The sequence below is a fragment of the Affinundibacterium danionis genome, assembly GCF_042432465.1.
In the GTDB taxonomy this organism is placed as follows: Bacteria; Pseudomonadota; Gammaproteobacteria; order Burkholderiales; family Burkholderiaceae_D; genus Undibacterium; species Undibacterium danionis.
This window is the reverse complement of the sequence record NZ_JBHLXJ010000018.1, coordinates 433,403-447,062: the sequence shown is the minus strand read 5'-3', so window position 1 is coordinate 447,062 and position 13,660 is coordinate 433,403. Positions and strand designations below refer to the sequence as shown.

At 46.1% G+C, this 13,660-nt stretch carries 7 protein-coding genes; 6 read left to right on the top strand and 1 reads right to left on the bottom strand.

Features of this window, described 5'->3' with window-relative positions; translation table 11 throughout:
• The first annotated feature begins 137 nt into the window (after positions 1 to 137).
• On the top strand, positions 138 to 1,886 hold the full coding sequence (locus tag ACFFJH_RS17985) for a tetratricopeptide repeat protein (protein WP_390214345.1): 1,749 nt from the start codon (positions 138 to 140) through the stop codon (positions 1,884 to 1,886).
• A 226-nt stretch (positions 1,887 to 2,112) separates the two neighbouring features.
• Here the strand turns inward: ACFFJH_RS17985 and ACFFJH_RS17980 are convergent, their stop codons facing one another.
• Positions 2,113 to 3,708, bottom strand: a complete 1,596-nt coding sequence (locus ACFFJH_RS17980; protein ID WP_390214344.1) for a sigma 54-interacting transcriptional regulator — start codon at positions 3,706 to 3,708, stop codon at positions 2,113 to 2,115.
• Positions 3,709 to 4,246: 538 nt separating this feature from the next.
• Here ACFFJH_RS17980 and ACFFJH_RS17975 point away from each other — a divergent pair.
• The 5 genes from ACFFJH_RS17975 (at position 4,247) to ACFFJH_RS17955 (ending at position 13,639) form a co-directional block, all read left to right on the top strand.
• Positions 4,247 to 5,689, top strand: coding sequence for an NAD(P)/FAD-dependent oxidoreductase (locus ACFFJH_RS17975; RefSeq protein ID WP_390214343.1), 1,443 nt, complete (start codon positions 4,247 to 4,249; stop codon positions 5,687 to 5,689).
• A 385-nt stretch (positions 5,690 to 6,074) separates the two neighbouring features.
• The gene (dnaE, locus tag ACFFJH_RS17970) at positions 6,075 to 9,506 is read left to right on the top strand and encodes a DNA polymerase III subunit alpha (protein ID WP_390214357.1); all 3,432 of its coding nucleotides are present in this window, start codon (positions 6,075 to 6,077) and stop codon (positions 9,504 to 9,506) included.
• 7 nt (positions 9,507 to 9,513) lie between these two features.
• Positions 9,514 to 10,806 carry an O-antigen ligase family protein gene (locus tag ACFFJH_RS17965; RefSeq protein WP_390214342.1) on the top strand — a complete coding sequence of 431 codons (1,293 nt, stop codon included), beginning with the start codon at positions 9,514 to 9,516 and terminating at the stop codon, positions 10,804 to 10,806.
• Positions 10,807 to 10,838: 32 nt separating this feature from the next.
• A complete protein-coding gene (msbA, locus tag ACFFJH_RS17960) occupies positions 10,839 to 12,575 on the top strand; it encodes a lipid A export permease/ATP-binding protein MsbA (protein ID WP_390214341.1) in 1,737 nt (578 codons plus the stop codon).
• A gap of 14 nt (positions 12,576 to 12,589) precedes the next feature.
• Positions 12,590 to 13,639 (top strand): M28 family peptidase, encoded by a 1,050-nt coding sequence (locus tag ACFFJH_RS17955; RefSeq protein ID WP_390214340.1) that lies wholly within the window; start codon positions 12,590 to 12,592, stop codon positions 13,637 to 13,639.
• The last annotated feature ends 21 nt before the right edge of the window (positions 13,640 to 13,660 follow it).

Here is a 13,660-nt window from a genome sequence, read left to right as displayed (position 1 = left end):
AACAGTGCGAACAGGCAAAAGCTATTTGCATAAGCCATCCCCAAACACACGCAAATAAATCGGGCTCGTCCAACAAACGGTTCAGATCGTGGCCGCTTCGCGTCACGATCTAACCTTACTCGTTAGAACCTAGTGGGGTGGTACGCATTTTGGATTTTGGTTTGGCGACACAGGCTGATCGTGATGCCACCACCTCTTTAGTGCAATCTGATCCACAGGGAACGATCGCCTATATGGCGCCGGAACTTCTGACCGGATCGAGTTTGCGTCCTATCTCTGATGTGTATGCAATTGGAGTAATTTTTTATGAAATGCTGACTGGGACGCGACCATTTTCCAAGCTTTCTGGTCTGCCTTTAGCCGCCGCCTTAATGCAGTCGAATTCAGATCAATGGCCTTGGCCCGATCATTTGCCATTTTCCTTGCGACAACTGGTTCGATTAATGACTGCTCGTCAGGTCGATCAACGGATAGCTAGTATGCAAGAGGTGGTGGTGCAATGCAATTACCTAGCAGCCCTAGATCCGCCTTCTTTGAGTTCTATGTCTTTGGATTTGAAATCATTGAAGTTGGCCGCATTGCCAGATCCCAGACCTCGTGAAATTGATTGGCAACAATGGCGTAAGCCAATCAAAAGATTAGCTTTGCTTGCTGCAGTTCTACTTGCTTTGTTTGGCGTTTGGTATTCGCAACCGTATTGGAAGCAAATTAGCGCCAATCTTCAGCCTTATTCTGAAGCACAAGAGATGCAAAATGGTTTGCAAGCTTTGGCTTATGCCGATCAACAAGATCGATTAGATGAGGCGGAACAACACTTTCAGAAGATTTTATCGCGCTCTCCTGAGCACGCGGCAGCGACGGCGAGCTTGTCACTTATTTATAGCTTCCGATATGCGAATGCCGGTCAGGATACCGTTTGGTTACAAAAAGCGGAGGCAAATGCTCAACGAGCATTAAAATTGAACGACTTTTTGGCCTTAGGTCATATTGCTAACGCTAAAGTGTTTTCATTGCGCGATCAGTACTCTCAAGCGTTGGCGGAACTGGAGCGTGGCTTAGCCCTAGACCCTAATAGTTATCTGGCTTGGAATTTAAGAATAGAGGTGCTCATTCGTGCCAAGCGTTTAGATGAGGCATTGCAATTGGCTAGTCAGGCCGCACAACGTTTTCCACAAGAGCGTCTATTCCCTGAGCAGTTAGGTCAAGTGTACGCGTTACAAGGCAATTACAAGGCGGCGCTAGATGCCTATGATTTGAGTATTAAATTAAAACCAGATGCCAGTTCTGCCTACATAGCCAGCGCACAAATTATGGTGAAGCAAAACAGGGTTGATGATGCGGTCAATATTTTGCAGGCTGGCCTCAAGTTGCGTTCAGGAGCAGAATTGGCCACCGCTTTAGGTAATGTGCTGTTTGGGCGAGGTGACTATGTTGGCGCTGTAGCCGCTTTTGAGAGTGCGGTGAGTGGAGATAAAGGCAATCCCAATGATGATGTAGGCTGGGCCAAATTAGCAGACACCTTGTCTTGGTTGCCTGGTCGCAGTGAGGCTGCCAATAAGGCGTATGACAAGGCGCGTGCTTTGCTACAAATTCGTTTGAATCAATCACCAAGCAATGTTGACTTGTTGTCGCGCATGGCTTTATATGCGGCAAAGTTAGGTGATAATACCGAGAGTTTGAGTAAGTTACAAAGAGTCATTGCGCTAGCGCCAGACAACCCAGAAGTGCAATTTCGCGCAGCAGTCAGCTATGAAATATTAGGAAAGCGTAATGAGGCATTATCGGCTTTAGCAAAAGCCAGACATTTAGGTTATTCCAGTAAATTGATTGAAGCTGAGCCCGAACTGTTAGTCTTGCGTCGCGATCCTAAATATTTGCAGCCTTAGTATTAACTTTAATTTGTCGCGTTTTGTGCCAGATAACTTTGAATATGTGGCGCAATTGAAAAAAGCCAGTTATGTGTTATCCATAACTGGCTTTTGTTTTTTGTATGGCGTTCATGGCTTAAAACTTCAGCGACACTTTTATTCGGAGGCTAGCTTTGCGTTAAGCACGATCGTTTGTATTTCGAGCTATTGGTTCAGATTGGCCAGATCGTCTAGGTGGGCCAGATTAAGCAATCCAGCCCAGACCTTTTAAATGACGTCGTAGCGCTTCGCTTGGTGTCTTCAAGCGCGATGCGCAGAGTTCAACGTGTTTATTGGCAAGTTCAAATTGGTTTTGGATTTCTTGCGCAGGTATCTGTTCTATACGACGAATTTGGCTATTATTTTCAATTAATTTATACATAGATGGTCGAGAAATACCCAGATCATCGGCGGCGTATTGTATCGTCCAGTTATGCCTCTCCATCGCGTCCACGACATCCTGCTCGGTCAAATCACGTAATTTCTTGCGCTCGGTAGGCGCATAGTCGCTTGTTGCTTGGTTTAGCTTGCTGGGTGTGACGATGCTTACAGCCGCAGTTGGTGAAGCATGAGGTGCCGTGGGAGCTATAGTTTGTGGTTGGCGCAATTCTACACTTGTGGCCATCGCCATTTTGGGACGCTCAACGATGTTGGCTAGTTGAGGGAATTCTCCCATTTGGATGGAAAGCAGCGCACGTTTAAAAACATTTCCCATTTGACGAATATTGCCAGGCCAATCGAAATTGAGCATGTCGTTGATCAAGGAGTGTGGGATCTGTGTCGCATCAACGCTACTGATAGAGTTATTTTGCAGTAGATGTCGAATCAGTAAACCGATATCTTCGCGACGCGCTCTTAGCGGCGGGATGCGTATGATGAAACTTTCCAAACGACGCAATAAGGCATGATTGAATGAGTCATCGTACAAATCTTGATCGGTTGCGGTAATCAAGCGTGCACTAGAGCGGGCGTCGCGAGTTGCGCCCAAGGGGCGGTACTCTCCATTCTCCAATACTCGTAGCAGCATAGGTTGTACGGTGCTTGGTGTATTGCCTATTTCATCTAAAAATAGTGTTGAATTTTGTGCTTCGCTAAAAAAACCATCGCGTGTGGTTTGTGCACCGGTGTAAGCGCCGCGTGTTGCACCAAATAAATCCGCCGCCGCTAAGGATTCATTTAAGGCCGCCATATTGACCGACACCATTTTATGCGTATTGCGCTTACTTAAATTATGAATACCTTGAGCGGCAACTTCTTTACCTGTTCCTGTCTCACCTAGCAATAAAACGGTATTGTCACTAGTTGCCGCGAGACGGATTAAATCGCGCGTTTGAATGGCACTGCTGCCTACACCCAGAAAGCCATCCACCGGATTGTATTTCGGCAGACATCGCATCCAATGTATGCAAACGAACACGGCCCGTCCTAAACAGAGGATAGCGCCAGCTTCGATTTGCTCGGCACTGAGGTAGGTAATATCTTGAATTTCTTTGCCATTGACTTCGACCACCATGCGGCTATTGGGTGGGCAAATTGTAATGCCATCACTGCCATCGCGCACGATGCGCACAGGGTCTCTTGATATCCCGCCATGGCCTATTGGTAAGGCATCACCATTAATTTGCTGAAAGCTAGGAATAAAACGACTCAGTTCAATAACCCCGGCTTCGGTACCGCCTATATATTGATCGCCAATTCGAGCCAGATCAGGATGCCATGCGATCGTCAGCGCCAATAGGTGGCGATTATTTTGCGTGCTCAACGCAATCGGTGAAGTGATCGTGTAATCAACAGTGCTCATTGCATGTGCTAAATCAATGTTAGTCAGTGGTAGGTAAAAATTTACATGTAAAAAATTTTTTACATGAAAAATATTTTCTCGCCTATTTGGATGAAACTTGTGAATCTGATGTGATGCGATTGCGTATTATGGCTTAAGCATAGGATTTATATAACTGGTTTCTGCAAAAAAAATACTGTGCAGCCTACATTATTCAGAAACCAAGCGCTTAAGCTGATGTCAGGACGATGGCGCACCACTTCGTGGTCGTGTTATGTGTCACATCGACTCCCAATTAGCATTAACAGGTATCAACGCCGAGGTGTTTTGTAAAATACCCACCGTTTTGATATCGCTAAAATCCCATGGTGATAAATTGGTATTCATTTTCATGACACCACATTTTATCCAGATCATAAGCATATTGCATACCATTAGATTAAAAAACGATAACTTTTTACACGAAAACGAGCTGGCACGCGAATTGCTGCTATGAAATTCACAGTTGGTTTTATCGAATGTTGATGCTTTGGTCGGCTTTCGCAGTTAAAGGTTCATCATGGATACTTCTTATTATTCTCACCTAGATAATCTCTCATCGGCTAAACAACTCGATGTGTTAATTCTTGGCGGCGGACCTGCAGGTGCTTCAGCAGGGTTGAATTTATTGAAACGCGGTGACTTGAGTGTAATGATGGTTGAGCGTGGTGATTACACGGAAGCGAAATTTGGTGAGTCATTATCTTCTAGTGTCCGTTCCACTTTGGAGTATCTGGGAGTATGGGACGCATTTTCAGCGACACAAGATTTGGCGCCGTTTTACACTAATGTGAATTGGGGAAGTGGCGTGCAAAGGCAGATCGGCTATATGTTTACGCCGAATGGTGGCGGATGGCGTCTCGATCGTTTGGCCTTAGAGCGTTTATTGGCGGATAATTTTGTCGCTCGTGGTGGTGAGTTATGGTGTGATAGCCAAGTCGTGACTTGTGTACGTCAAGCAGAACGTGGTTGGCAGGTGGAAGTAAAGCGTGGCAATCAAGAAACGCAGACTGTCTTTTGTAAATACATTATTGATGCCTCGGGGCGTCGAGGCGTGATGCGCACCAATTTAAACCTAGCTTTGACTGTGTATGATCGTTTAATTGGAGTAGGTTGTATCGGCGAGCTGTCTACAAGCCGTCCCGCTATTATGACAAATCCAATAGAAAATCAAATTGTGGCTTGTGAGTACGGCTGGTGGTACATCTCACCTATGTCGAATAATCAAGTCTCGGTAGTTTTGATGAGTGATCCCGATATTGTGAACAAGTTACAGGCCTGCCATCCAGATGTTTGGCGCGCGTTGTTAGCTAACGTAAGCAATATTAGTGAATCGATACAAACCGCGAAATTTAGCGAGAAACCACGTTCTTTTCCTTGTTACTCTTCCTACTTAAATGCAGCAGGAGGCAAAGATTGGGTCGCAGTTGGTGATGCGGTTGCCGCTTATGATCCTATTTCTTCCTCAGGTATTCCACGCGCATTAGCGAGCGGCATACATGGTGCATTTATCGCAGTTGATAGCTTGTTCTCTAATGGGGAATTGCTAACTACCTATGCTCAGGCGATAGAGCAAGAATTTAAGCAATATTTGCAAACTCAATGGCAATACTATCAACGAGAAACGCGGTGGACGGAGTCTGTTTTTTGGGCTAGACGTAGAGCGGTCATAGGTATTTCTAAAGAATCCAGCGTGCGCGCAACACATGTTTATGAGCCAAGAATTACTCGTCCTCCTATACATTTAAAAGCGAACGAAGCCTATGATTTGTGGCTGCTCTGCCAAGTTGGAAAGTCTTTACGACAAATTATTACCGAGTTTTCCCGTCATTACATGTACTTGCCAGAGTGTAAAATTATTTTGGGGCTACAAGAATTAATTGAATCCGGCTTCTTAGAAATATTGATCGAAGAGGAAGAAGACTGCGTATTTTTTAATACTGATCGCTTATATTTTAACTAATTTATGCAACACGACTAATTTACCTACAGCACGCTCAGCTGAGACGGCATTTCGCTTGTTTAAGCAGATTTGCTGTGGGACCTCTAAACCTTGTTGATGCGTTGATTCTGGCTCTCCCCCTGAATTTGACTGCATATTGGGTACGAATTGGCTACTAATTGGCCACTTATTGGCTACCTAAGACCAAGTTAGGGTTTTTGTGGTGTCATGTTGCAGCTTTTTATTCAGTGATATCTCACTCGCAGGTTTGCACTCCAAGCCTGCTGCAACACGGTAAAATAGCGGGATGAATACAGAACTCGCTACCAACTCTCAAATTCCCTCCGAGGCAAATAGTAAGCCATCTTCTCCTGCAACTGCCTTCCCCCAGTTTGTACATTTGCGTATGCATTCCGAGTACTCTATCGTGGACGGCTTGGTGCGTATAGATGACGTGGTTAAGGCTGCTGCCAAGGATAAACAGCCGTCATTAGCGTTGACTGATTTGGGTAACTTATTTGGCTTAGTTAAATTTTATAAAACGGCACGTGGTAAAGGTATTAAACCTATTGCAGGATGTGACGTCTGGATTACGAATGACAACGATAGAGATAAGCCATCACGTCTTTTGTTGCTGGTGAAATCGCGCCATGGTTACTTGCGTTTGTGTGAATTATTGGCGCGCGCGTGGCTAGAAAATCAGCATCGTGGTCGTGCCGAGATTAAATTTGAATGGTTACAAGAGTTATTTGAAAACGACAGCGAACAAGGTCTGATCGCTCTCTCTGGAGCGCATTTTGGTGATGTTGGAATTGCGATCGATAATGCGAATTTAGATCTGGCTGAGCGCAATGCGCGGCGGTGGGCAAGTATCTTCCCCAATCATTTCTATATTGAGATTCAACGTGCAGGTCAGCCGAATATGGAGGCACACGTCAAGCAAGCCGTGAAACTTGCACAGCGTTTGAGCTTGCCGGTAGTGGCGACACATCCGATTCAGTTTTTGAATAAAGAAGATTTCACCGCACATGAAGCACGCACCTGTATTGCCGAAGGTGAAATGCTGGCAAATGGGCGACGTGCACGCAAATTCAATGACCAGCAATGTTTTAAGTCGCGTGAAGAGATGTTGGCTTTGTTTGCCGATATTCCGGGCGCATTGGCCAACTCAGTGGAAATTGCCAAACGTTGTAATTTGAAATTAGAGCTTGGTAAACCGAAGCTGCCAGATTTTCCAACGCCAGAAGGCATGACCATTAATGATTTTTTGGTCTGTGAAGCGAAGCGAGGTTTGGAGTATCGCTTAGAAAATTTATTTCCGAATCCAGAAAAGCGCGAGCAAAATCGCGAGCGCTATGAAGCACGTTTGAAGTTTGAAACCGACACCATTATCAAAATGGGTTTCCCCGGCTATTTCTTGATCGTTGCAGACTTTATTCAATGGGCAAAAAATAACGGCGTACCTGTCGGCCCTGGTCGTGGTTCTGGTGCGGGTTCCTTGGTTGCGTATGCGCTATTGATTACCGATCTCGATCCTCTGCAATACAATTTGCTGTTCGAACGTTTCTTGAATCCAGAACGCGTCTCCATGCCCGACTTTGATATTGACTTCTGTCAGGAAGGTCGTGATCGTGTAATTCAATATGTGAAAGATCGTTACGGCAAAGAAGCGGTATCGCAGATTGCCACCTTTGGAACGATGGCGGCTAAGGGCGCGATTCGTGACGTTGGTCGTGTGCTCGATTTTGGTTATATGTTTTGCGATGGTGTCTCAAAACTAATTCCCTTTAAACCGGGCAAACAAGTCACTATCGCAGAAGCCATCGTGGAAGAACCTCTACTGGCTGAACGTCAAGAAAACGAAGAAGAGGTGAAAACCCTGCTTGACTTAGCGCAGCAAGTCGAAGGTATCACGCGTAACATCGGTATGCATGCGGGTGGTGTGTTGATCGCGCCGGGCAAACTCACGGATTTTTGTCCACTCTACACCCAGGGCGGCGATTCTGGCGTGGTCTCGCAATACGATAAAGATGATGTCGAAGCCGTTGGTCTGGTGAAGTTCGACTTTTTGGGTTTGACCACTTTAACGATTTTGGATCGTGCGGTGCGCTATATCAAAATGCTCGATCCAGCGATGGCGGATTTTGATTTATCTAAATTGCCGCTTGACGATAGAGCTTCTTACGAACTTCTCACTAAAGCAAAAACCGTCGCTGTCTTCCAGCTGGAAAGTCGCGGCATGCAAGGCATGTTGAAAGACGCACGTCCCGATCGCTTTGAAGACATTATCGCGCTGGTGGCCTTGTATCGTCCAGGTCCTATGGATTTGATTCCTGACTTCTGTAAGCGTAAGCACGGTGAGAAGTTTGATTATCCCGATCCGCGTACTGAAGGCATTTTGTCCGAAACCTACGGCATTATGGTGTATCAGGAACAGGTTATGCAGATGGCGCAGGTGGTTGGTGGTTACTCACTCGGTGGCGCGGATTTATTGCGTCGTGCGATGGGTAAGAAAAAGGCCGAAGAGATGGCGGAACATCGCCAAATTTTCCGCGATGGTGCGGCCAAAGATGGTCTACCACAAGAAAAAGCCGATGAAATTTTTGACTTGATGGAAAAATTCGCAGGCTATGGTTTTAATAAATCCCATGCTGCGGCTTACGCGCTTTTGTCTTATCACACTGCGTATTTGAAAGCCCATCATCCCGCCGCGTTTATGGCAGCCAATATGTCGCTGGCGATGGATGATACGGATAAGGTTAAGATTTTGGTTGAAGATGCAATTGATGTCTGCAAGCTGAAGATGTTAGCGCCAGATATTAATCTATCCGATTATCGCTTTATGCCAGTGGGCGAGGCGGGTAAGAAAGCCACCCAAATTCGTTATGGTTTGGGTGCCGTCAAAGGCTCTGGACAAAATGCGATTGAGAGTATCGTCGCAGCTCGCAAGAATGGCGGACCGTTCACTGACTTGTTTGATTTCTGTAAGCGCGTTGATAAACGCCAAGTCAATCGCCGCACTATTGAATCATTGATACGCGCTGGTGCGATGGATTGTTTGAAACAAGATCGCGCAGTGCTATTGGCAACGGTGGATTTTGCTTTGACCGTTGCGGAGCAAGCAGAAGCTTCTGCGAATCAAGTTAGTTTATTTGGTGACGACGATGACATGATTCCGCCGCCAGAGTATGTGCAGGCGGAGCATTGGTCTGATCGCCAGCGTTTGCTCGAAGAAAAACAAGCGCTCGGTTTCTATTTATCAGGTCATTTGTTCGATGCGTATGCACCAGAAGTGCGGCAGTTTATTAAAACAACTTTAGCGAAAGTCGAACCTTCACGCGATTTACGTCTGATTGGCGGTGTGATTGCCGGTTTGCGCACTCAGATGACCCAACGTGGTCGTTTGTTGATCGTGACTTTGGATGACGGTACCGCGGTAGTTGAAGTGACCGTGTACGGCGAGATGGCCGAAGAATTCAAAGGCATTTTTAAAGAAGACGAATTTCTTGCGGTGATGGGAAAAGTGTCGGAAGACCGCTTCAATGGTGGCCTGCGTATCACCGCCGAGCGCGTGATGGATATCGGTCGCGCCCGCGTACAATTTTCTCAGGGTTTGCGAGTTAAGCTTGATGCCAGTGCTGATACGAAAAAACTAGCAGAGATTTTGCAGGCACATTTGAATAGCGAGGGTTGTCCAGTCTTGATTGATTATGCCAATCGCACAGCGGCTGCCGAGTTATATTTATCCGATGCTTGGCGCGTGAATCCTGATGATCAATTGCGTAAAAAACTCGGTGATTGGTTGAGCCCAGCCAACGTGAAGATCGAATATAACTAATATGCCCATGCTAAAAAATATCGAGAACCCAGTGTGGCGTCAGCAATTACCGGCGCAGATTTTGAGCTACTTACCACTGACGCTGTTCTTTCAAGTGGGTTTGATGTACGCGGGACTCGTTTTGTTTTTATTTGCTTGGTGTTTATCTGGGGATTGGCAGAATAAGTGGACACGCATAAGATCATCCGCCTTACTTTTGCCAGTCTTTGCCTTAAGTTTGGTATCGGTACTGATCAGTCTGATTCATCCTCATCCTGTTGGTGAATTCGCATCTGCTTTTTCGCACTATCAGACATATTGGTTCGTGTTTCCCATGTTGAGTGTGGGAAGTGGTGTGTGGCAGCAAAAGGCGATCCGGAATTTTTTCTTAGGTGCACTGATCGCGGCGAGTTTGTTTTATCTGAATAGCTTGGGTGCGTTGCCTGATATTAAACTGTTTAAGAGTTATGTTTTGTATGAAGGTAATAAATCCATATTACTGGGTTTGTTATTAGCGATAGCGGCTGCGTGGATGTTGCATGAATGGCGCTTGCGTAAAAATTTTACGCTGTGGCGTGCATTGAGTTTTGGGTATGTGTTAATTGCCTTGGTGTTATGCACCAAATCACGCACGGCGAGCTTGCTGTTCGTATTATTGTGTGGCTTGCTGGTATTTCGTAATTTTAGTTTTCGTTGGTGGCAAATTGGCGCAGTCGCGGGTCTGTTGTTTTTGACGGCTTTTTCTATTTCACGTGTTGCGCAATTACCCGCGCCAGTCACTTGCTTGGCGAAAGAGATGCACGATGTTTATAAGATGAGCGGCGTACAAATTTTGCTGAATCGCGGTATCTGTACCGTGCATCAAGTGCGTGATTTCGGCCAGACCAAGCAGGTGAGCGAAGATGGCATGCGCTTGGAGTTGTATATGAATACTTGGCAAATGATACTGCAAAGTCCATGGACAGGACATGGCGTTGGTAATTGGCTGCCCATGTACCAACAAAAAGCGCAGGGGCAGATAAGTGAAAAAATGACGACACCTCACAATGATTATTTATTGTATTGGTTTGAACTCGGACTCGCTGGTTTGGTGGCGCTGTTAACGATCTGGGGCACACAACTCCGTATCGCTCGTCAGATGTCGGCTAAAGTGCAAAGCGAACATGCAATGTTATTGGCGATGCTCACTTTAGGCATGATGTTTGCCGCCTGTTTTAATGCTATTTTGCGTGACGGCGTGTTTGCGTTTGCGATGTTGATTTTGCTCGCGATACCTCTAGCGAGTATCGACCATCATGCAGTGCGTCGTTCTTCTAATTGAGTTAGAAACGAATAAGAATTAAGTAAAACCACATGGCTAAACTAAACACCTCGATTTTGAAACGGCTTTGGGCTTCTGTGACCCAATATCGTGCTTATTTGGTTCTCACGGTGCTGACCATGTGCGGTACGGCATTGACTGAAGTGGCTTTGCCTTGGGGGCTAGGTAAGTTGCTCGATCATGGCTTCAAAGGAGAGCAAATGGATTTTCCTTTGTGGTACGTTCCAGCGATTTTGCTCGGCATCTTTGTGATCCGCGGTGCTTGTACCTTTACTACCAGTTATTTGATGAGCCGAATTTCGGTCAATCTCTTGAACGAACTACGCGCCAAAGTCTTCGATAAATTATTGCATGTACCTGTCGGCTTTTTTCACGCCGAATCGAGCGGGCGCATTATTAATACGATTATGTTTGAAGCGCAGCAAATCGTCGAAATGGTCAAGGTGTCGATTACCACGCTGTTTCGTGATTCGTTGACGGTCGCTGTGTTAATGGGTTATCTGATTTGGTTAAATTGGAAGTTGACCTTGGTTACCTTGATTCTCATTCCTGGCATGACATTTCTGGTGCGAGGCGTGAGCAAACGCCTGCGTAAGTTGAATCATCAATCTCTAGAAGTCAGTGGAGAACTGACGCAAGTGATAGAAGAGACGACACGCGCCCATCAAGTGATCCGTATTTTTGGCGGACAACAATACGAGCAACAACGCTTTGAAGCTAAGAATAAAAAACTAGGTTCATATACGATGAAGAGTACGGTGGCGGTTTCCTTTACCACACCGTTGACTCAAATACTGGCCTCAGTCGCCGTCGCGATCGTGATCATGCTAGCGCTGGCACAAGCCCGCAAAGACGCCAGCACGGTGGGTGATTTTGTGACTTTCATTACTGCCATGATGATGTTATTGACCCCACTCAAACGTCTGGCTGATTTGAATGGTCCCCTGCAACGCGGCATGGCAGCGGCCGAGTCGGTATACGGCATGGTGGATGCAATTCCTGAAGTGGAGGGCGGTCAGCTGATTCAGGGGCGTGCCACAGGTCAATTGGAATTTAAACACCTGAATTTCACTTACCCAGGACAAGAGCAGCCCGCGTTGACCGATATTAATTTACAAGTGCAGGCTGGCGAAACGATAGCGCTAGTTGGTATGTCGGGTGGCGGTAAGACGTCCTTGGTCAATCTGGTCCCTAGATTTTATGAGCCCGATAGTGGTCAGATTTTGCTAGATCATGTTGCGCTGAGCGATATTTCGCTTCAAAGTTTACGGCAACAGATCGCTATGGTCAGTCAGAATGTGATTTTATTTGACGATACGATCGCTGCCAATATCGCCTATGGTGATCCAACGCCTGATGCTGAGCGTATTGCGTATGCGATTCAGGCGGCGCATTTGCAAGAAGTGGTGGCTGATATGCCGGAAGGCAGTAACACCATGATCGGTGACAATGGTATGCGTTTGTCTGGTGGGCAGCGTCAACGCCTAGCGATCGCCCGCGCTATATATAAAAATGCGCCAGTGTTAATTTTAGATGAGGCGACTTCTGCATTAGATAGCGAATCAGAACGCGCGGTGCAAGCCGCATTAGATGAGTTGATGCAGGGGCGCACCACGCTGGTTATTGCACATCGTTTGTCAACTATTGAACGTGCAAGCCGAATTGTGGTCTTAGTGGAAGGGAAGATTGTTGAAATAGGTACACACGCTGAATTATTGGCGAAAGACGCTGCCTATGCGAATCTTTATCGTTTGCAGTTTGCCGTATAAATTAGGGAGTTTGCATGTTCAAGTCGTCTGGTTCTTGGCTCTTACCATTTTGCACTGCCGCCGTTTTTTCTGTCTCTGCGAACGCGTCCCCGTTCGACAATAATTTGGGCAGCTCAAAAAATCTCGTGCAATCTAGTGTTGTGCAATTCAGTGTTCCGAATATCGCGCATGCGATGCAGCGCTTTACTCGTGCCCCGCATCCAATGGCAAGTAGTGAACAGAAGAAGCTGGCAGCAGAGATTAAAGCGGATTTGGTGAAGCAAGGATGGGACGCGCAGATTCAAAAATTTAAAACAAAAATTCCTAATGTCGCGCACGATAAGTTAGGTGGTAAAGATAAAAATGCCGCACCAGTCAAAGAGGTCGAAGGTGAGAATATCCTTGCGGTCTCTAAAGGCAGTGAGCGTTGCATGCTGGTGATAGGCGGACATTACGATACCAAGATTTATAAAGATTTCAAATTTGTTGGTGCCAATGATGGTGGCTCTTCCACTGCAGCGATGCAGGAGTTAGCACGTGTGATTAGTCAGATTCGTAAGCAAGAATCATCCATGAAAGCGGCGATGCCTGAGAGCGGTCGTTTTCTAGATTGTAGTATCGCTTTAGCTTTTTTTGACGGCGAGGAAGCCACTTTGCCGGAATGGAGTGACGGTGATCGTTTGTTGGGCATACAAGATAATATCCACGGTTCACGCGCATTTGCAGCCACATTAGAACGTAAATTTGATGGCATTAGCTATCAGAATTTACCTGTGAAAGCTGTGTTGGTACTGGATATGATAGGACACAAGAATCAAAATTTATTCATCACCAATGGTTCTCACCCGCTGTTAGCGCAAAAATTATTGTCGCAAAAAACGACTACTAAAATCGCGCTGGCGAATGTGTCGATAGAAGACGATCACCTACCGTTCGCGCAGCTTGGCCTGCCTTTTTTGCACATCATAGATTGGACCAATTTGTCAGAGTGGCATACGCCTAAAGATAGCTTGGACATTATTTCGAATCAGCATATTGCTGATTTCGGCGATATGCTGGTGCGCTTCTTAAAACAAAAACGCTAATAAATCACAGCTTTGGCCTAT

What these genes read in the sequence shown, in the direction of transcription:
- ACFFJH_RS17980 (WP_390214344.1), bottom strand. Translation starts at nt 3,708, where the DNA reads ATGAGCACTGTTGATTACACGATCACTTCACCGATTGCGTTGAGCACG.
- ACFFJH_RS17975 (WP_390214343.1), top strand. Translation starts at nt 4,247, where the DNA reads ATGGATACTTCTTATTATTCTCACCTAGATAATCTCTCATCGGCTAAA.
- dnaE (WP_390214357.1), top strand. Translation starts at nt 6,075, where the DNA reads ATGCATTCCGAGTACTCTATCGTGGACGGCTTGGTGCGTATAGATGAC.
- ACFFJH_RS17965 (WP_390214342.1), top strand. Translation starts at nt 9,514, where the DNA reads ATGCTAAAAAATATCGAGAACCCAGTGTGGCGTCAGCAATTACCGGCG.
- msbA (WP_390214341.1), top strand. Translation starts at nt 10,839, where the DNA reads ATGGCTAAACTAAACACCTCGATTTTGAAACGGCTTTGGGCTTCTGTG.
- ACFFJH_RS17955 (WP_390214340.1), top strand. Translation starts at nt 12,590, where the DNA reads ATGTTCAAGTCGTCTGGTTCTTGGCTCTTACCATTTTGCACTGCCGCC.